This is a genomic window from Ligilactobacillus hohenheimensis (assembly GCF_947381805.1).
Classification (GTDB): Bacteria; Bacillota; Bacilli; order Lactobacillales; family Lactobacillaceae; genus Ligilactobacillus; species Ligilactobacillus hohenheimensis.
On record NZ_CANCXC010000004.1, the window covers coordinates 109,637 to 131,846 of the forward strand.

Below are 22,210 nucleotides of genomic sequence, written 5' to 3' on the forward strand. Positions count from 1 at the left end.
ATAAAGGGGTACGCTATGGAAAAGGACTAATAAACGGAGAGAAAGAATGCCAGAAAATAAACATGACATGCAGCAATCAATTGGCGGAATGGCCGCCCTCGCAACCGTTGCGGGGACGGTCATTGGCGCTGGGGTCTTTTTTAAAGCCGGAGCTGTTACGGTTGCCACGCACTCGCCGCTTTTAGCTCTGATTGTTTGGCTGCTAGCGGGGATTATTACCGTTTGTGCGGGGTTAACCTGTGCGGAACTAGCTGCTGCCTTTCCGGAAACGGGCGGTTTAATGAAGTACATTGAACATGCGTACGGCCGGTTCTGGGGGTTCTTAGCGGGCTGGGCCCAGTCGTTTATTTATTTCCCGGCAAACATTGCGGCCATCGCCATTGTTTTTAGTACCCAACTCATTAATTTAATGGGTTGGTCTTCGCAGTGGATTATTCCTGGTGCCATTGCCACTGCGGTGGTTGTTCTGGCGGTCAACCTGATTAGTGTGCGGGCCGGTGGGATTGTTCAGACGGTAACGCTGATTGTTAAGTTGATTCCCCTAGCGCTGATTGTGGCGGTAGGCCTGATGCACGGGCAGAGCTTATCGCTTGCACGGCTGGGAGCGCCGGCTCATTCTGGCCATTATTCACTAGCGGCCGCGTTGGCTAATGGCTTACTGGCAACGATGTTTGCTTACGACGGGTGGATTAACGTCGGCAACATTGCTGGTGAAATGAAGCGACCGGGGCGGGACTTGCCCCGGGCGATTGGTTGGGGGTTGACCCTTGTTACGGGCGTGTACGTTGTGGTTAACCTGGTTTTTCTGCTGGTCCTTCCGTTTAGCCTGGTAACGGGAAACCTGAACGTTGCTGCCTTAGCGGCGGATCGGTTATTTGGCCCTTTGGGTGGTCGAATCGTGACGGTCGGAATTTTAATTTCGGTGTACGGCGCACTCAACGGGTACGTGATGACCGGGATGCGGGTGCCTTACGTTTTAGGCCAGGAACGGCGGCTGCCGGGAAGCAACTGGTTTGCCCGGCTAAACCGTGGAGGAGTGCCGTGGTTTGCCGGTGTGGTTCAGCTGGCGATTGCCGCTTTGCTTGCCTTATCGGGATCATTCAATGCGGTAACCAACATGTTGGTGTTTGTTATTTGGATCTTTTATCTGTTAGCATTTTGCGGGGTAATTAAGCTCCGACGCACCCAACCGACGTTGGCACGGCCGTACCGCGTTCCGGGCTACCCGGTAATTCCACTGTTTGCCATTGCCGGCGGGTGTTTCATCCTTGGGATGACGCTCTTTACTCAGGCGCAGATAACGGTCCTGGGAATTTTAGCGACGCTTATTGGAGTTCCGGTTTACTGGTGGTCCCAGTGGTTGGAACAGTAATAGTTAAAGGGGGAGAATATGATGGATGTTCAGACTGATTTGCAGCAGGTGTTGGATGATTATTTTAATAATGAGAAGTTTACCCTTCCGGCAGGCTCCTTGTTTGTCGTGGGGTGCAGCACGAGTATGATTCGGGGCGAATGGATGGGGACCGATTCTGCGCTAGCGGTGGGTGCAACCGTCTATGAAACGTTGATGTCCTACCTGCGTCCCCGCCACATTGACCTGGCCGTTCAGGGGTGCGAGCACATTAACCGGGCGCTATTAATGGAGCGGGACGTAGCGGTCCGCCACGGGTTTGAAATTGTGTCGGTGTGCCCAACGATGCATGCTGGTGGAGGCACCCAGGTTGCTGCCTACGAGCGGATGAACGATCCGGTTGAGGTGGAACACATTGTTGCGGACGGCGGAATTGATATTGGTGGAACGGCGATTGGAATGCACGTCCGGTTTGTCCAGGTGCCGGTTCGCTTGGCGCGCCACGTGGTTGGGGCAGCCCCAGTCACCGGTCTGTATTCCCGGCCAAAGTTGATCGGCGGTCAACGGGCGCGTTACACCTTTACTGATCAGAACAAAGTCGATACTTGGGAATAAAAGTTAATTATTAAGACGATTATGTTGTTATTGTTCATGCGCTCATGTACAATAACAACATAATTTAATTGGAGGATAAATCATTGGCAAATGAATTACCGGGTGCACCCGTCCGGGCATACATCGGGTGTTGTTGGTTTAATGAACAGCAGCAGGCACACATGAAGGCGGGCCTCGCTGCGATTGAGGAAAATCCGACCGTTTCGCGGGAATTGTCGCATTATCCGCTTGATTTTGCGTACAACGGGATTGACGTTACCCAGCATCCTGAAGTGATGAAGGAAGTTGAGTGGCAAGCGCGGACCTACACTGCCGACATTGAGGGGATTATGGGCGCTGATTTAGGCATCATGCTGTTTACCCCGCAGTGTCCGGACGACGGGATGGCGTTTGAGATGGGATACCTGCGGGCGTGCCACAAGCAAACCGTGCTGGTGATCCCGGATGAGGATCAGAAAACGACGTTAAACCTCATGATTGCTTACGGGGTGAGCCGGATTATTCCGCTGTCGGAGCTGGCAACGTTTGATTTTCGGCACGTGGTAAGCGGAACGTATCACGGAACGGTAATTTAACACTAGAAGAAAGGCGGGTCCGGTCTGGCTTGCCTTCTCTGTATATAAAATAAAACGGACGGAATGGATGACTGAAAGTTGCATTGGCGAGCTTCCTGCATCCAGTACGTCCGTTTTGATTAGCCCCGTCTTATTATTTCACAAGGAGTAATTAGGATGACTTATTCAGCTGGGGTCATTAACTGCTTGGCCTGCGTGCTTGAAAGCGGCATGAATGCCACCCCCACCGTTTCACAGTCCAGGTTAAGGGTGTAATTAGCATCAAGCTCGGAAACAAGCGGGCAGAGGCGGTTAAGCTGTTCTGATTCGAACCGGTTAAACGAGAACGTCCGGTGGACCTTCATCGTTGTTTCGAGGTCACGGTCAAAGGTCACGATAATTGAACGGCTGGTCGTTCGGTCGGTCAGGCGCCACTGCTTACTGTGATCCACGCGTGCTTCGGTCTGTTCAATAAGAATATCGTTCATTTAAAAAATCCCCCTATTAAGTAGTGAACGCTTATACCATAAAACGGTTTCACACTGTCGTCAAGTGTTTTCTCAGAAATAATAATGAAATCAGAATAAATCATTATTTAAAACGCATTTATCATGCGGGTGTGATGATATTTACAACAAACAGCCCAAATTGTCCTTATTAATCCTTATTCGTAACAATATTAATTTTATTGATTACAGTCTTTATTTCACCGCGCAGCCGCTGTAAAATAAACATGAGAGCGATTACATTAATTGGAGGGTTTCCGCATGAAAATTAGTACGTGCAAGTTTGACACTTACAACGGCGAGGATGTTATGAAGATTACGGCGGTCAACGATAACGGGGTGGGAATTTCGTGCCTCACGTTGGGAGCAACGTGGCACAGTTTTACCGTTCCAACGGCTGGTGGGGACACCCAGAACCTGTTGCTGAGTTACGACAATGTTGCTGACTACCTCAATGGACTGTGCACTTGTCAGTCGATTGGGCGGGTTGCTGGCCGGATTGCCCATGCCCGGTGCACGATTAACGGGAAAGAGGTTACCCTCCCAGCTAACGAAAACGGGAATACGCTTCATGGTGGGGGGCATGGCTTTAACACCCTTAACTGGAACTACACGACGACTACCCGAAAGAACGAGGCTAGTATCATTTTTCAGCGGACAATCAGCGGTGAAACGGACGGTTTTCCGGGAAACATGCTCGCAACGATTATCTTTACGCTGAACAATAATAATCAGGTTACGATTGCCTACAGTGCGCTGAACGGCAAGGTTGATACCCTCTTTAACCCAACGTGCCATGCGTACTTTAACCTGAGCGACCATCAGGATCTTGAAACGCATGAGTTGCAGATTAATAGTTCGAGCTACCTTGACTTGGACGAACACAATCTGCCGACCGGGCGGGTGCGCGAAGTGGCCGGAACCCCGCGTGATTTTCGGACGCCGACCAACATTAAGGAGGCAATCGCGAAGACGCCCAACCAGGAAGGCTTCGACGATGCGTTTGTTGTGAATGAACCAGGAAGGGGGAACCAGCCCGTTGCTGTTTTACGGGATACGGAAAGTGGTCGGCAAATCACGATTGACTCTGGCCGCAACGCCCTGATTATGTACACGATGGGCGGGTCGCAGGAAGGTAACCGGTATCCGCGGGACAACGGAAAGCCAGCGGTGCCGGGTGAAGGGGTTGCTCTGGAAGCGCAGACGCTGCCGGATGCCATTAACCAGGAAAACTTTGGTGACATTGTCCTTCCGCGGGGCGCTAAGAAGACGTACCGGATTAGGTTTAGTTATGACGAAGGTGCATAGCCGCCACGTCAGGTAAATAAGGTGCCGCCAGACGAAGGACGATAAAATCGTCCGAGGAAGGTGGTGTTATTTACCGGAAGACGTGGCGAGCGGAGCCCGATTAGGGGACGCACAGTTGGTTCGAGCGAAGCCTAATTAGGAAGGTGCGTAGCCACGCCCTCAACCACATAACGGTAATCAGACGTGGGACGCAGAACTAAAACAACGAAGAGGTTGGGTTCATATCACGAACCACAGCCTCTTCGTTTTAGCTTTCCACTCAATATTTAGCGGAATCGCGGCAGACATTTAGCCTAATAAATTGTAGAATAGGAATAAAACGATGATGAAAGGAAACGGCTATGTGGGAAAAGTTTGTCCGGAACGTCCGGTTGCGGCGGTTTGTTGTCCTAATGGCGCTTGTCGCCGGGTTATTTATGGCGCATAAGTTAATTAACGTTATTTTGTTAACGTTCATTTTCACGTACATGATTTCACGGTTAATTAATTTTGTTCAGCGGTACGCTCGGATTTCAGATAAAATCATTGTGGTGGCCCTGTATGGGGGAATTATCGCGGGACTATACTTTGCCGTTACGATCTATCTGCCCAAGGTTATCCGGCAGGTTGAACACCTTGTCCGGCATCTAATTCACTTTTACAAAAATCCTCCAACGGACGAAGCGGTGCAGCTGGTTCATATGATTAACCATTACTTGGGAAATGCCAGCATCCTCCATCAAATTCAGGGAAGCTTCGGGGTGATCATGAAGTACCTTGAAGGCGTTGGGACGTTTGGCTTCATGTTCGTGATGGCACTTCTGCTAAGCTTCTTCTTTTCAATTGAGCGGGACGAACTGGCGGTGTTTGCTAAGAGTTTCCTCCATGGCGGGTACTACTCCTGGATTTTCCGGGATATTTACTATTTCGGGGCAAAGTTTGTTAACACGTTTGGGGTCGTCTTAGAGGCCCAGCTGATGATTGCGGTCTGCAATACGGTAATCACGACGATTTGTCTGGGAATCATGCGGATGCCGCAGTTGCTAAGTTTGTCCTTGATGATCTTCATCTTAAGTATGATTCCGGTTGCGGGGGTCATTATTTCCGCCATTCCGCTATGTTTGATCGGTTTTTCAGTTGGTGGAATTAACTACGTCTTCTACATCATCATCATGCTGATCTGTGTGCATGCCCTGGAGTCGTACGTGCTGAACCCACACCTGATGGCCAGCAAGACCGAATTACCAATTTTCTTTACGTTTATGGTATTGTTTGTTGCGGAACACCTCTTTGGTATTTGGGGGTTAATTGTTGGGATTCCCGTCTTTACGTTTATTCTCGACATTCTTGAAGTTAAACCGATTAGTAAAAAGCACGAGGCGTACAAACAGCGGCGCGCCCGGCGGCAGAATAGTCACGAAGGTTAGGTGAATAAAATGAAAGCAAAGGATTTTGTTGAACAGTTTGCGGTTGACCGTAAAAATACGCATGCCGTTAAGTGGGATGGAATGACAGAAAAGTTCGGGAACAATGATCTCCTGCCGATGTGGGTTGCTGATACCGAATTTAAGGTGCCAACCGCGGCCACATCCGCGCTTGAACAGCGGATTCAGCACGGGGCGTACGGCTATTCCATTCCGGACGACGGTTACTTTAAGGCGTACGCCGACTGGCAACGGGAGCGGTACGGAACGGAGCTGCACCAAGAATGGTTCCGCTTTGGGGGAAGTGTGGTCGAGTCCATCAGTACCCTCGTTCAAACGCTCACGATGCCGGGTGACGCCGTAATGGTGATGGAGCCGGTATATTACCCGTTCATGGACGTGGTTGAAAAGAATAACCGGCAACTGGTAGTGAGTGAACTCCAGCGGAACGGGATGCACTATACGATGGACCCGATTGCGATGCAGCACGAGATGAATATTCGCAACGTTAAGGTCCTCCTACTGTGCAGCCCGCACAACCCCGTTGGCCGGGTGTGGAGTGAAGAAGAGCTCGCCCAGCTCCTTGATATTTGCCGGATGCAAAACGTCATTGTGATTGCTGATGAAATCCACCATGATTTACTGGTCGAAGCGGACAAGTTTACGTCCGTTTTGAGTGTTCAGGACGGGTTTTACCGGGATAACGTCATCATGTTGGACTCGCCATCGAAGACGTTTAACATGGCGGCACTCCAGAATAGCCACGTGATTATTCCAAACCCGCAGCTCCGCGAACGGTATGATGCATACGTTGCCCAGCTTCATGCAAGTAAGGGCAGCCTTCTTGGCCAAGTTGCTGCCCAGGCAGCGTATGAGGACGGCGCTGATTGGCTTGACGGCTTGTTAAACATAATCCGGGAAAACTATGCAACCGTGAAGGATGAGCTTGCGGATTATCGGGTCAAAGTTGGTGAACTTGAGGGAACATACCTTCTATGGATTGATATGCGGCCGACCGTGGATCCCGCAAACCTTGAACGCTTCATGATTCGGCAGGCACAAATTGCCGTTGATTTTGGCAAGTGGTTTGGCGCAAGTGGTGACGGTTTTATTCGGATGAACCTGGCAACTACGCCGGCAAACGTTAAGCAGGCCATGAAGCAGTTGACGGCGGCATTGGATACTTACGAAGAATAATTGAATGATTGACTTGCAAGAACGTTTTTTTTCAGTGTAAAATGAAACCGTAATTTCATTAAGAAAGAGGTCATTATTAATGGCAAAGTTAGTCTTTATCCGTCACGGACAGAGTGAATGGAACTTAAAGAACCTGTTCACCGGCTGGACGGACGTTCAGTTAAGTGACAAGGGTGTTGAAGAGGCCAAGGAAGCCGGCCGGAAGATTAAGAAGGCGGGCATCGAATTTGACCAGGCCTACACGTCAGTTCTGACGCGGGCCATCAAGACGTTGCACTACGCCCTGGAAGAATCAGACCAGCTCTGGGTTCCAGAAATGAAGTCATGGCGCTTAAACGAACGTCATTACGGCGACCTGCAGGGTCAGAACAAGGCGGAAGCTGCTGAAAAGTTTGGTGCTGATCAGGTCCACATTTGGCGGCGGTCATACGATGTTCTGCCACCGCTTTTGGACGAAAACGACGAGCGGTCAGCGGCACAGGATCGGCGGTACGCTAACCTTGATCCGCACATCATTCCTGGTGGGGAAAACTTAAAGGTTACCCTCGAACGGGTTATGCCATTCTGGGAAGACCACATTGCTCCGGACCTGATTGCCGGCAAGAACGTTATCGTTGCCGCACACGGGAACTCACTCCGGGCTTTAACAAAGTACATCGAAGGAATTTCTGACGAAGACATCATTAACCTGGAAATTGCTACGGGTCAGCCGATTGTTTACGAAATGGACAAGAAGCTGAACATCGTTTCCAAGGAAAAGCTTTAATCCATAGATTAAGGAACGGGGAGCCGGCTTGTAAGCCGGCTTCTTTTTTATGGTACGATATGAGTGATTAATTGCGATGGGAGGGGACGACAGTGCGGTTTCTGCATACAGCCGATTGGCATCTTGGGAAGCAACTTCATGGGTACTCGCTTGTTGAGGAGCAGGAAGATGCGTTTAACCAAATTGAACAGCTTGCCCTACAGCACCACGTCGACGCGGTGGTCGTTGCGGGTGATATTTATGACCGCGGCATTGCAAGTGAAAAGAGCGTGCAGCTTGGTAATCAGATGTTTGCCCGGTTAAACCGTGATGACCACCTGCCGTTGTTGGTGGTCAGTGGAAACCATGATTCGGCCCCCCGGCTTGCGACGGGAGCACCGTGGTATGCCGATCAGGGCTTTGTCTTACGCACGACGCTTGATGACTGTCTGACTCCCGTGACTCTGGGGGATACGCAGTTTTTTCTGATCCCGTTCTTTGGCCTGCAGGCGGCCCGCAACTTTTTAGGGCAACCGGTCAAAACAATGGATGAAGCGGTTGGTCAGTTAATCGCGCGGATGCGGGGTAACTTTGATTCAACCATGCACCACGTGTTAGTGGCCCACTTTTTTGCAAGTGGAAGTCTGCGGACCAAATCAGAAACACCCCTGGAAGTGGGTGGTCTGGGACCGGTTAGCTTGCCACAGTTGGGATGCTTTGACTACGTAGCGCTGGGACACCTGCACACGCACACCGCCCTGCGGCATCCCAAGATCAAGTATAGCGGAACGCCGGTTAAGTTTTCGGTGGGTGAAGCCCGCGACCAGAAGGGGTGTTGGCTGGTGGATACCACCGCAGGAACGCGGGAATTTCTCCCGCTGACTCCCCTCCATGACGTGGTGGTGTTACGGGATAAGTTTGCGGCGCTGGTTGGCCCCGGCCACCCGCACCTTGATCCGGAAACGTTTGTGGCGGTCCAGCTGACGGATAAGGGAATTATTCCGGATGCAATGAACCAGTTGCGGCAGTTTTACCCCCGGGTTATCGAAATGACCAGGGTAAACGGGGTAACGCCCGCTCCCCGAAAGATAAAGGAAGTTCAGCGGACAGCACCACTGGATGTTTTGACTGCCTATTATGAAGATGTTGCCGGTGAGCCGTTAAGTTCCGTTCAGCAGGAAATTGCGGCAGCGGTTCTTGGCAAAGTGGAGGCGATGCACGATGCGCCCTGAGCGATTGGTTCTTGATAACTTTGGCCCGTATTCCCACGAAGAGATCGACTTTACGGCGTTTAGCGGGCAGGACCTCTTTTTGATTACCGGAAAGACGGGCAGCGGGAAAACGACCCTCTTCGATGCGCTTGTGTACGCGTTATACGGGGAAGTACCGGGAGAGCGGAAGCCCAAACAAATGATGGCGGCGTTCGCGCCGGATGGCCCGATGAAGGTGCACCTCACCTTTAGTGAAAAGGGGACGCAGTACAATATTTCCCGGGAAATTCACCGCACGAAGTCGGGGAACTGGGGCGGCCACCAGTCGCTTAGTTACCACGATCAAAACGGGGTCAAGCAAGCCCTAGAAAAAATTACCCCGATTAAACAGTTTATTCAGGAGTTACTGCACCTCACTGCGGTCCAGTTTACCCAGATTGTATTGCTTCCACAGGGGGAGTTTCGGCGTTTTTTACTTGCTTCAAGCGATGAAAAGGGCCAGATCCTGCAGTCGTTGTTTCAAACGGAGATGTACGCTCAGTGGAGTACGGCAATCAACGACCAGTACCGGCAGGAGCGGCTTGCTAACCAGCAGCTGCAAGAAGAACGGGAACGGTTATTTGCGGGTGTTCCGTGGCCAAAAGAGGCTCCCGTTACTGGTGAAGCGGAGGCACACCTGGAAGCCCTCGTTGCTGCGGGTGACAAAGAGGTTGCGGCTCTTCAGCAGCAGTATAAGCAGGCTAATGCTCAGGCGACAAAACTGGCGGAACAGCTCGGGCAGGAACAGGAATTGGCTCGCCGGTTTGACCGGTTGGCGAAACTGCAGCAGCAGGTTGTTGCGGATGAAGCCGTTCAACCGGTAATTCAGCGGTGGCAGAAACAGCTTCAAGTATGGGAATGGTTGCTTAGTAAACAGCCGGCGGTCACCCAGTTGAATACCCTAATTACGCAAGAAATCGATACTGGCGAACGGGTTCAGCGTTTAACGACGGAGCAAGCAGCCATTAAGCGCCAGATGGAAGAGGCGATTGCTCAGGCGAAAAAACTAACCGCCCGGCAGGATGAAATGACTGACCGGGCGACCCGGCTTGCCCAGCTAACGCCCCAGCTCGCTTTATACGATCAGGCTGCCCAAGCTGACCGGGAATGGCAAGCGGCTAAGCAGGTGCAGGTTCAGGCTGAAGGGCAATTAGCTGAGCAGAAGACGCACCTGAAACAGTTGACGGTCACCCAGCAGGAAATTGATAACCAACTTCAATCCCTTGGGAACCCCGCAGCCCGGCTGGCAACGGCCGAGCGGGATTATGCGGAAGCCCAGCATTTGAGCAATCAGGTTGCGGATGCGCGCCAACAGGAAAATGACATCGCAGCAATGCAGCGTCAAATTGAGCAGTTAACGGCGCAGGTTAGCGCCCAGCAGGAGGTTGACCAGGCTGCCCAGCAAGCTGCTAAGCAAGCCCACGACCAGTTGATTAGCAATCAAATCGCGGCCCTTGCCCAGCAACTCAGCCCAGGAACGCCGTGTCCGGTGTGCGGGGGAACAACGCACCCACACCCGGCAACGAATGCAGCCCCAGTGGTTACGCAGGATGAAGCTGATCAGCTGCAAGAGCAGGCCCAGCAGGCTGCTCAACAGCTCCGGGGGTTTCAAGAGCAACTGGCTGCCCAACAACAGCAGGTGAATGAAGCCCGGGCAAAGGTTGCCTCCCGGTGGACGGCACTCCAACAAACGGTTGGTCAGCAGACACCGGCAGCGGTTGTTGAGAAGGTTAAGGCTAAGATAACTGCGACCCAAGCCGCAAAGGAGCAAGCCCGCCGTGATCAGGAGAAGAGCCAGCAGCTCGAACAACGCCAGACTGCTCTTGCTGAGCAGGTTGGAATGGCCCAACGCGCCGTTGATAACCAGCGCCAGGCGGTTACGGACGCACACCAGCGGGTTAGTGCGGCTGAGGTGAAGGCGACAACGACCCGGCAGGCTCTTCCCCAACAATACCCGACGAAGCAGGACTTACAGCAGTTCCTAGCGGAAGAAGAGCGGGCGGTGCAAGGGTACCGCCAGGCCGTTTCGGATAACCAGGAGTATCAAAAGGCGCTTGCCCAGCACCAGGCCCAGGTTGTGGCGGATCTTCAGGCGGCGGTGCGGGAACAACACCGGTTAGAGCAGCGGCGGCGGGAGCAAATGGAACAACTTCAGCGGGAAGCAGCTCAGGTTGTGCCGGCGCTTAGCATGGCGGAGGTGTTAGCGCTGCGCGTCAATGCCCCCCGGGTAGCTCAGGTTAAACAGCGGCTCGCAGCGGCGCTTGAAACACACCGGGCCACCCGCGCAAAGCTGCAAGAGTTACAGGAGCAGTTAGCTAACCAGAAACAGCCAGATCTTGTAACAACCCAGCGCCGTTTTGAGGACGAACAGGCCCGGGCAGGACAAATTAATCACGCCCTAAACGATGCGGTTTTTCAGGTAAAGCGGTTGAAGGAGACCTTGTACCAGGTGAAGACCATTGATAAGAAAATGACTGCTGGGGCGGCCCACCTGGGTGAACTGGAAAAACTAGCCCAGGTCATGGCGGGGACGTCTGATAATTCCCGGGTTAGCCTGGAAAAGTACGTGCAACGCCACCTGTTCCAAACCGTGCTCACGAATGCTAATCAGCGGCTGGAAGTTCTCTCACGGGGACGGTATCAGCTAACGCTTGCTGATGCGGAAGGTTCGTACCGGAAGGATAGCGGGCTGGAACTAAACGTCTACGATGATCACCTGGGGCGGGAGCGCAGTGTGCAGACCCTTTCTGGCGGGGAAAGCTTCATCACCGCGTTAGCCCTTGCCCTTGGGCTAGGAGAAACCGTTCAGGAACAGAGCGGTGGGGTGACGATGGAAACCCTGTTCATTGATGAAGGCTTTGGCTCGCTCGACCAGGATGCCCTCGCAACCGCAATTGCGACCCTCCGGCAGGTCGAGGGGCAGCACCGGATGATTGGGATTATTAGTCACGTAACCGAATTACGGGCGACGATTCCAGCCCAGCTCCGGGTGGTAAGCCAGGCCGGCAGGAGTCACGTTGAAGTCCGCCAAGTTCTTTAGGAGGTGAACCATATGCAGTACCGGACGCACCTAGTAACAACTGCGGCGCTTGGGGTGCCGTTAATGGCAGTTGATCACCAATTGACCCTCATTAATCTGGGGGCCTTAGCGGTGGGGACATTACTTCCCGATATTGACCAGCCCACTTCACATCTTGGCCGCCGGCACCGGGTAGTGAGTAAGGTGACGCACGGTGCGTTTGGTCACCGGGGGATGACCCATTCGCTGGTTGCACTGATTGGGGTTTACCTGATTGCTGTCCTGTTGCAGCGCCACTACCTAACGGCTGCCGCGGGGGTGTTGCCGTTTTGGTTGGCGTTTGGCTACCTGGCGCACCTGGTTGAGGACGCCGGTTCAAAGGACGGGGTGCCGTGGTTATGGCCGCTTGGTCACCGGGGAATGCGTCTTTTTGGCGGGTTAGTCTATTATTCAACCGGGAAGATTAGCGAGTACCTGATTTTAGGCTTTATGGGGTGCTTGCTCCTGATTGAACTGCGATTGATATGGCTGGGGACCCTGACACACTTGATTCCTGGAGGGTGGTTAGTAACGGTTGGTCACTGGATTCGGGAATGTCAGAGTTTTTTGCCCCGATGAAGGTGGTTTTCAGTATAATGAAAGTAGAAAAAGGAAGCGGGGAGTGAATGAAAATGATGCATGATCAGGAAGTGATGGTGCGCGCCGCTCACATTCTTAAGGAGCATGGGATTAAGAGTACGCCTCAGCGGCAGGCGATTTTAAGCTGTTTGCTCACGTCCACGGCGCACCCCACGATCGATATGATTTACGATTACGTGAAGAAAAACGGGCTCGGAGTGAGTTTAGCAACGGTCTATAACACCCTGGAGTTGCTGTTAAAGACGGGAATCGTAATTGAAGTTGAAAATGATAATAACGGCCACGTACGGTATGACTACTACGGTAAACCGCACTACCACGTTATTTGTACGCGGTGTAACCGCATTGTCGATGTTTTTGATGATTCGTTCCGGCAGTTTGAGAGTGCGGCCAAGCAGGCGACGGGCTTTAAGGTTGAGAGTAGTCAGTACGAGGTGTACGGCCTGTGTCCGGACTGTCAACGCACGTTAGGGGCGGATAATTAGTGGCGTTGCAAGCACAGGCCCCATTGTCAGCGTACACCGCGGCATTGGCGCGAGCACGCGTGACTGCGCGGATGGTTCCAGCGGCGTGTCAGCAAATTGACCAGGTGCAAGCGGCCATTCAGGCAGTGGCCCAAAAGCAATTACCGCACCGCCTTCCCCGGTTGGGGTTCAGTGATGAGTTAATCTGGCAACACCTTGATGACTGCCCCCAATTGAGTGAGGTGGGGGATTTATTAGCTGATTTTCGGCAAGTGATGGTGACCTCCTTTGGGTTGTGGCACCTTTTTACGATGCGGTGGGTTCGCGACTTGGATAAATATCTCGGGCCGGGGAACCGGTTGGAATTGATGGCCGGAAATGCTGCGCTTGCCCGGTATTTACCCCGGACGATTGCGACCGATAACCTTGACTGGCACGGGCAGGATAATGAACACCCCACACCGTGGACGCCGGTTGAACCCCTGGATGCGGTTGCTGCCGTGGAGCGGTATGCGCCGGAGGTGAACGCAATTATTATGGCATGGGCGCCGGACCAAGCCGCCCGTGATGTTGCGGTGGTTCAGCGCCTAGCGACCCTTGGGTGGCGCGGACGGTTGATTGTGGTTGGTGAAAAGAACGGTGCAACCAATAGTGCCCAGTTCTGGCACCGGGTTCCCGTGCGGTTGGTTTACGCACTTAACCGCCACCATCAGCCCTTTGATTTTATCCGTGATCGTGTTTATCAGGTTGGTTATTTTAGCAATCGTTAATCGTTGGGAGAACAGGCTGGTATGTTATAATCGCCTTGTGAGGGCAAAAAAGCATTACTTGGAGGTTTTTTTGTGGAAAAAAGGGAACCACGGTGGCTTGAGGTCCTGAAGGTCTCACTGCCACTCTGCTTGAGCTACATTGCGATTGGGTTGGCGTGCGGAATCCTGCTAAATAAGGCGGGGTTTGTGCCACTCCTAGCTTTGTTAGTGTCGTTGACGGTTTTTTCAGGTGGGGCGCAGTTTTTGATTGCTTCAATGGTGTTGGCGCATTCACCGTTGCACACGATTTTGATCATGCTGTTTTTCCTGGAATTACGGTATGCGTTGCTTGGTTCAAGTTTGTCACAGTATGTTCGTGGAAAGAGCAAGCGGTTCGTTTGGGCTTTCGCGATTTCCATGAACGACGAAAACTATGCGGTTAATTACCTGAAGTTCATGACCGATAAGAAGTGGACCCCAAGTGATGCGCTGATGGTTGAGCATTATTCGCTTCTGTTTTGGTCGGTTTCTAACCTCGTTGGGTGTATCATCGGTGGGGTAATCCACATTAACCTGGCAATCGTTGATTTTGCGTTGACATCACTGTTTATCTACATGATTGTGATGCAGATGCGGAGTCGGCTAACCATTGTGATTAGCGTGTTATCAGGAGTGATTGCGGCCATTGCGATGGTTGCCCTTAAGAGTACGATGGGGTTAGTCGTTGCGACGATTATCGCTTCACTGACAGGCTTCTTTATTGAAGACCGGCTCCGGAAGGCCGGCAAGGCAAAGGGTTTCTGGTTGAAGCATATTATTAGTCCTGGAAGTGATCAGGAAGAGATTGCGAAGGAAGAGTAAGTGAGAGGAGCGCGTGATGACATCAACGGATCACCTGATTTTAATTTTGTTGGCGGCGGTCGTGACGTTTTGTCCCCGCTTTTTCCCGCTTCGGATTTTTACCCAACACCACATCCCACAGTGGTTTAATGAGTGGATGAAGTACGTGCCGGTGTCGTTGTTTACGGCACTTGTGGTAAAGGATCTATTTTTAGATTCAAGCTATGCCTTTATCGGGCTTCACAGCGGTGCGAAGTTGATTGCAGCACTGTTGGTTGTCCTTGTAGCGTACCGAAGCCGGTCCATGGGGTTATCAGTTGTTTGTGGACTGGTAGCGGTGGCGCTATTAACCTGGGCATTTGGAATGGCGTAGGTTATTTAGAGAAAAGCAATATTCAGTTTAAAGAATCCACGGTAAGGTTGCCGTGGATTTTTATTTTGTTTAAGAAGGGTAAATGTACCAGTATGATTTTAAGAAGCGGTATAATAAACGGGAACGTTAAGTAAAGGGGAGATAATGATGCAAATTATTACACAGACACTAACAACGCCGCTCACCAAAACGGCGAAGTTGACGGGTTACGTTTTGGATAACACTGCAGAAATTGATGAAAACCGGGTCCGGCCGGCCGTTGTAATTTGTCCGGGGGGCGGGTACGCCTTTGTTTCTCAGCGGGAAGGACAGGCGATTGCTAACCAGATGAACGCGATTGGGTTACAGGCATTTGTCCTTGATTACAGCTGCACCCCAACCCATTTTCCGGCCCAGCTGGCTGAATTAGCAACGGCCGTTAAGGTGATTCGGGAGCACGCTAACGAATGGCACGTTGACCCTAATAAGATTATTGCAATGGGCTTCTCCGCTGGTGGTCACCTGGCAGGATCATTGGCGACGATGTGGAACCAGCCGGTGCTCAAGGACCTTGGGTTTAATCCGGAGGAGATTCGGCCAAACGCTTTGGCAATCGGGTATCCGGTAATTACGAGTGGTGAAAAGGCCCACCGGGGGTCATTCGACCACTTGCTCGGTGAGAACCCATCCGCTGAGTTATTGGAACAGGTTTCACTTGAAAAGCAGGTTTCAGCGGACACCCCGCAAACATTTATGTGGCAGACATACGAGGATCAGGCGGTTCCAGTTGATAACACCATTATGTTTGCCCAAGCACTGCGGGACCACGGGGTTAACTGTGAGTACCACATGTTTCCGCATGGTCCCCATGGGTTAGCCTTAGCCAGTGCAGAAACGGCGGCCAATGAAGACCAGATCGTTCCGGCCGTTCAGCAGTGGGTTGGCCTGTTTAAGACGTGGGTAACGACTAACGTGATGGATTAGCTTATCCGGTTAGTTCATAATGAGAATGAAGGTTGGGACATATAGGAGCCCAACTTTTTTGTAAACTGATTTTATCCAAACGAGTTCTACGGAAGTTTAGGGCCGCTAAACCTATGCAGTTTAAGGTGGCGGTTTTTAACGACCGGCGAACTCGTTTTTTTGCTGGTGAATTTTCCAAGTGGACGGGCCAGAAAGATGTTTAATTTAAATGAATGTATGTTAATTCATATATTCGCTTTCTGCTGAAGAGGAAGATAATCGAAAATATTTAATGGCGTAAACGCCGGCCGGGGTGGTTTTGTGAAAGCGAATTATTTTAATTTGAGTAAAACGCTTGCATCCGTATATATATATATATATATATACTTGGAACTGTAGGTACGTAAATACTTTTGGATCCAATTATGTTTGCGGCCGGGAAATAACTATAGGAAGTGTTATTATGGCTAGCAAGTTAAAAATTGCTGTCACGGAAAAATCAGCCAGTTTGTTTAACACTGAGCGTGAAACGGTTTTAGCAGACCACACTGATTTTGTTGATGTTGCCGCGGTAGTAATTACCGATAACGACATGGCAGTTGCTGAAAAGGTAAGCGCAACGGAGTTCGACATTCCTGTCTTTGTTTTTACGACGGATGCTGACAAGGTGATTGATGATGCCAAGGATGTTTACCACATCTTAAACATCAACACACAGTATGACAACGTTCTTTACGACCGGGAAATCGAAACCGCCGCTGCTAAGTACGAAAGGAACGTGTTGCCACCGTTCTTCGGGGAACTGAAGTCGTACGTTGAGCGGGGGAACCTGCAGTTTGACTGCCCAGGACACCAGGGTGGTGGCTACTACCGGAAGCACCCGGCAGGAAACCAGTTCTACAAGTTCTTCGGGGAAAACCTGTTCCGGTCAGACATCTGTAATGCCGATGTTGACTTAGGGGACTTATTGATTCACGAAGGACCAGCGATGGAAGCGGAAAAGCACGCCGCTCAAGTCTTTAACGCTGATAAGACGTATTTCGTGATGAACGGATCAACGACCTCCAATAACATTGCGATTACCGCTGCCGTTGCCCCGGATGATCTGGTCTTGTTCGACCGGAACAACCATAAGTCCGCCTACAACTCAGCACTGGTAATGAACGGTGGTCGGCCGGTTTACATGCAGACATCCCGGGATCCGTACGGCTTTATCGGGGGTATCTACAACGATGACTTTGATGAAGAATTCCTGCGGGCTCAGGCAGCTAAGGTTGACCCGGAAAAGGCTAAGCAGGAGCGGCCGTTCCGGTTAGCTGTTATCCAGCTAGGAACATACGACGGGACGATTGCCAATGCCAAGAAGATCATTGAAAAGATCGGGCACCTGTGTGATTACATTCTCTTTGACTCTGCGTGGGTTGGATACGAGCAATTTATTCCGATGATGAAGAACTCATCACCATTAATTCCTGAATTGGGACCGGATGACCCAGGGATTCTGGTTGTTCAGTCAGTGCACAAGCAGCAGGCTGGCTTCTCACAGGCATCATACATTCATAAGAAGGACTCCCACATTAAGGGGCAGAAGCGTTACATCAACCACAAGCGGTTCAACAATGCTTACATGAAGTACGCATCAACGTCACCGTTCTACCCGCTGTTTGCATCACTTGACGTAAACGCCAAGATGCAGGAAGGGGAAGCTGGGAAGCGGTTATGGCATGACTGCTTAGTAACGTCAATCAACGCCCGGAAGGAACTCCTGAAGCACAATTCCAAGATTCGGCCGTTTGTCCCACCAGTGGTTCACGGTAAGAAGTGGGAAGATGCTGATACGGAAGAAATTGCCAATAACATTGATTACTGGCGGTTTGAACCGAGTGACAAGTGGCACGGCTTTGACGGCTACGGCAAGGACCAGTACTACGTTGATCCAAACAAGTTCATGCTAACGACGCCGGGGATTAACGCGGAAACCGGGGAATACGAAGACTTCGGGATTCCGGCCGTTATTTTAGCCAACTACCTACGGGAGCACGGAATTATCCCAGAAAAGAACGACTTAAACTCCATTCTCTTCTTGATGACGCCGGCTGAAACAAAGACGAAGATGGACAACCTGGTAACGCACATCCTCAAGTTCCAGCAGTACGTTGAGGAAGACGCCCCGTTGAAGGACGTTCTGCCACGGCTGTACGCTGAAAACAAGGAACGGTATGCAGGTTACAGTATCCGGCAGCTATGTCAGGAACTGCACAACTTCTACAAGGAAAACAACGCCAAGTTATACCAGAAGCGGATGTTCTTACGGGACTACTTCCCAGAACAGGCCATGACGGCATACGATGCCAACGTTGAGTTGCTGCACAACAATGCTAAGTTAGTTAAGTTATCAGACATCGTTGGCGAAGTTGCCCTTGAAGGGGCGCTGCCGTATCCTCCGGGAGTCTTCTGTGTTGTGCCGGGTGAAAAGTGGTCCGAAACGGCACAAAAGTACTTCACAATCCTTGAAGAAGGAATCAACAAGTTCCCAGGATTCTCACCAGAAATTCAGGGGGTTTACTTCAAGGAAGAAGACGGGCGGATTAACGCCTACGGTTACGTATGGGATAAGTCAGATAAATAATATTGGAGTGATTTGTTGTGGCTCAGAAAAAGAAAATGAACGTGGTTCAGCTGACGGTGATTACCGCCATCAACATGATGGGTTCTGGGATTATCATGCTGCCAACCAACCTGGCGCAGGTTGGGACCATGTCCATTCTGTCATGGTTAGTAACGGCCGTTGGGGCGATGCTGTTAGCGTACGCCTTTGCTCAGGCCGGAATGTACACCAAGCACGAAGGTGGAATGGGGGGCTATGCCGAGTATTCGTACGGTAAGGCGGGGTCGTTCATGGCCAACTACACGTACGGGGTGTCACTGTTAATTGCGAACGTGGCGATTGCCATTTCAGCGGTTGGGTATGCTGCTGACCTGTTTGGCATTCACCAGTCACCGTTACAGGTGGCAATCTGGACGGCCATTACGATTTGGCTGGCAACCGTCTTGAACTTTGGTGGCCCGGAAAAGACCGGGAAGCTCGGGACGATTACCGTATGGGGGGTTATCATCCCCGTCGTTGCGGTTTGTCTGTTAGGGTGGTTCTTCTTTAGTGGTCACCGGTACGTCACGTCCTGGAACCCGCACCACTACACCTTCTTCAACGGATTGAGTAAGTCAATTTCAATCACGTTGTGGTCGTTCCTGGGATTGGAATCAGCGTCAGCTAACATGGACGCTGTCGAAAACCCGAAGAAGAACGTGCCGATTGCCGTTCTTGGGGGAACGATTGGGGCCGGTGTAATGTACATCGTTTCCACCAACGTTATCCAGGGAATTGTGCCAAACGCTAAGTTAGCAGCATCTAACGCACCGTTTGGGTTAGCATTTGCACACATGTTTAACCCGATGGTCGGCAAGATTGTCATCGCCCTGATGATTATTTCCTGCTTCGGTTCGCTGTTAGCATGGCAGTTCACGATTTCAGAAGTGTTCCGTTCTTCAGCGGTTGAAGGGTACTTCCCGAAGGTCTTTAAGAAGACGATTAGCAACGGGACCCCGCTTGCAGGAATGATTATCATCACCGTTATCCAGACGCTCTTAACGATGATGACGATTAGCCCAACGCTGTCGAAGCAGTTCACCATCCTGGTTAACCTCGCCGTGGTAACGAACGCCATCCCGTACTTGTTATCAATGGGTTCATTGATGACCCTGCAGCGGGCAAACGGGACGATTGCCAAGCGGAAGCGGCTGCTGACAAACATTATTGCGGTACTTGCTGGGTTGTACACGTTATACGCAATCTATGCATGCGGCGCAACCTCCGTATTATACGGAAGTATCGTAACGTTTGCCGGATGGACGATTTACGGGCTGTTATCCCCGAAATTTGACCTGCAGCAGAATAAGCTAGGCTAAACCAAAGAAGTAATAATATTATGTTGCTACCAAGCCGTGGATTGTTTTGGATTGTCCAGAATGATTCACGGTTTTACGTTAAGGAGGATTATCATGAGAACAAAATTAACGGCTGCGTACCACATTGCAATTCCAACTGCATTTAAGCGGGAGACCGAGGAAGTTGATCCTGTCAATACGGTTAAGTACCTTCTTTACCTGAGAAAGTTGGGCGTTCACTCAGCGATGATTTCAGGAACAACGGGGGAACAGCACAGCATGACAGCGGATGAGAAGATTGCCCTTGTTGATGAGGTTGACCGGCATCCTGAACTTGCGGATGAGTTTGAGGTGATTTTTGGGGTGGCTGGTATTCGGGAGCGTGAAGCAGGACGCCTTGCACGTCGGGTAAATGAGAGTCCGGTGATTAAGGGCGCACTAATTGGTTTCCCGCCGTATATTCAACCCACTCAAGCTGAAGGGTATGCGTACGCGCAGCACCTAACGGAACTGTGTAGTGATAAGGACGTAATTATTTACAATAACCCGGAACAAACGGGCTTTGACATTTCCGTTGAGTCGTTTGTACGGTTGGTTGCGGCCGAACCAAATATCATCGGGATTAAGGAAACGGGGGACTGGACCCGCGTTCCCGAAATGTTGCAGCGGTGTTCACGACCGGTTTTCGTGTACGCGGGGGGTGAACACCAGCTTGCAGCCAAGGTGCGGGTTGGGTATATGCGGATTTCATCGATTGGCGGGAATCTTTTCCCGGTTGAGATGCAGGAGTGGTTTGAACAACTGTTAACCGATCCAACCCTTCCGTTCCCCCACCAGCAGGCGGTTGATGAGATTGACAAGCATAGTTTCTATTCCTATTTGAAGGACCAAATTAGTGCTGCGACGGGCATTGATATGGGTGTTGGTCGGGCGCCGATTGGGGACTAATATGGCTCGGATTACTAGGAAACAGGTGACGGTTTTTCTTAGCGTCATCGGGGTCGGGATGGTTGCCTTTGCGGGAACGCTCCTTGAAACAGCTCTCAACGTCACCTTTCCAACGTTAATGACAACGTTTGGGGTGCCGTTAAGGGCAATCCAGTGGGTGACAACGGGTTACCTGTTAACGTCATCCTGGATGATGATGTTAACGGCGCCCCTTGAACGCAGAGTGGCGGTTCGGCGGTTATTCGGTTGGGGCGCAGGGCTGTTCCTCGCTAGCCTCGTGGGGTGCGCCGTTGCCCCAACGTTTGGCGTGCTGCTTATCGGGCGGCTGGCGTGTGGCGTTGCAACCGGAATATGCATTCCGCTGTTGTTTTTGGTGATTGAAACAACCTGTCCGCCCGCCCAACTGGGATTCTTTATGGCGGGTGGAACCGTGATTACCGCGCTTGCCCCTACCTTTGGCCCCATATACGGGGGACTTGTGCTTCAAACAGGAAATTGGCGGTGCGTCTTTTGGCTTCTCATCCCCATAGTAATCCTAGGAATGATCCTGGCATTTCCGTGGTTAAGCCAGCGAATTCAGCAGGGATGCACACCCTTTGATTGGTGGTCATTTGTGTTAGCGATGCTTCTTTGTGGTCTGGGGTTATTACTGGCGAATAATCTTTTCCGGCTGAAGTGGTTCGTCGGAAGCAGTTGTGGTTGTGGCCTGGTAATTATTTTGGGATGGCAGTGGGCCCGGCACCACCGCCTGTTCATCGACAACCAGTTATTTCGGGTAACCCACTTTAGCCGGGAGTTTAGTTTATTTTTTGCGGTTCAAATGGTAAATGTTGCCCTGGGTGGGTTTGTTTTACCCAACTACTTACAGCTGAGTGCCGGCCAGTCGGCGTTTACCGTTGGGTTATTACTTTTGCCGGGATTGCTGTGCCGGGTAAGCTTAATGCCCCTGGCTGGACGGTACTACGATCGGCACAAACCCGCACCAGTTAAGGAGGGACTAGTGATTTTTGCCAGTACCTTGGTCCTATTAGCAGGTTGCATTTATTGGCGGGAACCGCGCGGAATAATTGCAGCGGTATATTGCTGTTACAACGCGGGGCTGGCGTTAGTTCTCGGCAACCTGATGACCCATGCTTACCAGTTGGTTCCAGTGGAGATGGGTCCGGATGTCAATGCCGTGTTAAACACCGCACAGCAGTATTCCGGTGCCGTGGGGATTGCGGCCGTGAGCTCCTGGTTAACCGGCGCGGCCCATTGCGCCGGCCAGTACGGCAACGTCGTCGGGATAATGGCAATTGTTGGCCTATTAATCTGGGCTAACTGGACCAGGCTAGTGTCCCGAAAATGATAATGTGCACCAAA

General features: G+C 51.4%; 20 protein-coding genes. 19 read left to right on the forward strand and 1 reads right to left on the reverse strand.

Annotated elements, in window-relative coordinates:
• Nucleotides 1-46 precede the first annotated feature (46 nt).
• The 3 genes from QOR60_RS06060 to QOR60_RS06070 all read left to right on the forward strand — a co-directional run bounded on the left by QOR60_RS06060 (nucleotide 47) and on the right by QOR60_RS06070 (nucleotide 2,541).
• Entirely contained in the window at nucleotides 47-1,372 is a 1,326-nt protein-coding gene (locus QOR60_RS06060; RefSeq protein ID WP_283582477.1) for an APC family permease, read from the forward strand.
• Nucleotides 1,373-1,393: 21 nt separating this feature from the next.
• On the forward strand, nucleotides 1,394-1,966 hold the full coding sequence (locus tag QOR60_RS06065) for a TIGR01440 family protein (RefSeq protein ID WP_283582478.1): 573 nt from the start codon (nucleotides 1,394-1,396) through the stop codon (nucleotides 1,964-1,966).
• 83 nt (nucleotides 1,967-2,049) lie between these two features.
• Nucleotides 2,050-2,541, forward strand: coding sequence for a nucleoside 2-deoxyribosyltransferase (locus tag QOR60_RS06070; protein ID WP_283582479.1), 492 nt, complete (start codon nucleotides 2,050-2,052; stop codon nucleotides 2,539-2,541).
• Nucleotides 2,542-2,702: 161 nt separating this feature from the next.
• On the opposite strand, the gene QOR60_RS06075 is transcribed toward QOR60_RS06070, so the two are convergent.
• Complete coding sequence (locus QOR60_RS06075) at nucleotides 2,703-3,008, reverse strand: hypothetical protein (RefSeq protein WP_283582480.1); 306 nt, start codon at nucleotides 3,006-3,008, stop codon at nucleotides 2,703-2,705.
• A gap of 279 nt (nucleotides 3,009-3,287) precedes the next feature.
• Here QOR60_RS06075 and QOR60_RS06080 point away from each other — a divergent pair, with 279 nt between their 5' ends.
• The 16 genes from QOR60_RS06080 (at nucleotide 3,288) to QOR60_RS06155 (ending at nucleotide 22,196) form a co-directional block, all read left to right on the forward strand.
• Nucleotides 3,288-4,334, forward strand: coding sequence for an aldose epimerase family protein (locus tag QOR60_RS06080; protein ID WP_283582481.1), 1,047 nt, complete (start codon nucleotides 3,288-3,290; stop codon nucleotides 4,332-4,334).
• Between the two features lie 341 nt (nucleotides 4,335-4,675).
• On the forward strand, nucleotides 4,676-5,740 hold the full coding sequence (locus QOR60_RS06085) for an AI-2E family transporter (RefSeq protein ID WP_283582482.1): 1,065 nt from the start codon (nucleotides 4,676-4,678) through the stop codon (nucleotides 5,738-5,740).
• A gap of 9 nt (nucleotides 5,741-5,749) precedes the next feature.
• Nucleotides 5,750-6,934 (forward strand): MalY/PatB family protein, encoded by a 1,185-nt coding sequence (locus QOR60_RS06090; protein WP_283582483.1) that lies wholly within the window; start codon nucleotides 5,750-5,752, stop codon nucleotides 6,932-6,934.
• Between the two features lie 79 nt (nucleotides 6,935-7,013).
• Nucleotides 7,014-7,700 carry a 2,3-diphosphoglycerate-dependent phosphoglycerate mutase gene (locus QOR60_RS06095; protein ID WP_283582484.1) on the forward strand — a complete coding sequence of 229 codons (687 nt, stop codon included), beginning with the start codon at nucleotides 7,014-7,016 and terminating at the stop codon, nucleotides 7,698-7,700.
• Nucleotides 7,701-7,792: 92 nt separating this feature from the next.
• Nucleotides 7,793-8,911 carry an exonuclease SbcCD subunit D gene (locus tag QOR60_RS06100; RefSeq protein ID WP_283582485.1) on the forward strand — a complete coding sequence of 373 codons (1,119 nt, stop codon included), beginning with the start codon at nucleotides 7,793-7,795 and terminating at the stop codon, nucleotides 8,909-8,911.
• The gene (locus QOR60_RS06105) at nucleotides 8,901-11,969 is read left to right on the forward strand and encodes an AAA family ATPase (protein ID WP_283582486.1); all 3,069 of its coding nucleotides are present in this window, start codon (nucleotides 8,901-8,903) and stop codon (nucleotides 11,967-11,969) included. Before QOR60_RS06100 ends, QOR60_RS06105 begins: the two co-directional genes overlap by 11 nt.
• Before the next feature lie 12 nt (nucleotides 11,970-11,981).
• Entirely contained in the window at nucleotides 11,982-12,566 is a 585-nt protein-coding gene (locus QOR60_RS06110) for a metal-dependent hydrolase (protein WP_283582487.1), read from the forward strand.
• 56 nt (nucleotides 12,567-12,622) lie between these two features.
• On the forward strand, nucleotides 12,623-13,072 hold the full coding sequence (locus tag QOR60_RS06115; RefSeq protein ID WP_283582542.1) for a Fur family transcriptional regulator: 450 nt from the start codon (nucleotides 12,623-12,625) through the stop codon (nucleotides 13,070-13,072).
• Complete coding sequence (locus tag QOR60_RS06120) at nucleotides 13,072-13,821, forward strand: SAM-dependent methyltransferase (RefSeq protein ID WP_283582488.1); 750 nt, start codon at nucleotides 13,072-13,074, stop codon at nucleotides 13,819-13,821. Before QOR60_RS06115 ends, QOR60_RS06120 begins: the two co-directional genes overlap by 1 nt.
• 72 nt (nucleotides 13,822-13,893) lie before the next feature.
• Entirely contained in the window at nucleotides 13,894-14,661 is a 768-nt protein-coding gene (locus QOR60_RS06125) for an AzlC family ABC transporter permease (protein ID WP_283582489.1), read from the forward strand.
• A gap of 16 nt (nucleotides 14,662-14,677) precedes the next feature.
• Nucleotides 14,678-15,013, forward strand: a complete 336-nt coding sequence (locus QOR60_RS06130; RefSeq protein WP_283582490.1) for an AzlD domain-containing protein — start codon at nucleotides 14,678-14,680, stop codon at nucleotides 15,011-15,013.
• Between the two features lie 147 nt (nucleotides 15,014-15,160).
• A complete protein-coding gene (locus QOR60_RS06135) occupies nucleotides 15,161-15,976 on the forward strand; it encodes an alpha/beta hydrolase (protein ID WP_283582491.1) in 816 nt (271 codons plus the stop codon).
• Nucleotides 15,977-16,418: 442 nt separating this feature from the next.
• Nucleotides 16,419-18,584, forward strand: a complete 2,166-nt coding sequence (gene speC / locus QOR60_RS06140; protein ID WP_283582492.1) for an ornithine decarboxylase — start codon at nucleotides 16,419-16,421, stop codon at nucleotides 18,582-18,584.
• Between the two features lie 17 nt (nucleotides 18,585-18,601).
• Entirely contained in the window at nucleotides 18,602-19,921 is a 1,320-nt protein-coding gene (gene potE, locus QOR60_RS06145) for a putrescine-ornithine antiporter (protein WP_283582493.1), read from the forward strand.
• A gap of 93 nt (nucleotides 19,922-20,014) precedes the next feature.
• Nucleotides 20,015-20,848: a dihydrodipicolinate synthase family protein gene (locus tag QOR60_RS06150; RefSeq protein ID WP_283582494.1), complete on the forward strand. Its 834-nt coding sequence runs from the start codon at nucleotides 20,015-20,017 to the stop codon at nucleotides 20,846-20,848.
• Entirely contained in the window at nucleotides 20,796-22,196 is a 1,401-nt protein-coding gene (locus tag QOR60_RS06155) for an MFS transporter (protein WP_283582495.1), read from the forward strand. The genes QOR60_RS06150 and QOR60_RS06155 overlap by 53 nt, the downstream gene beginning before the upstream one ends.
• The last annotated feature ends 14 nt before the right edge of the window (nucleotides 22,197-22,210 follow it).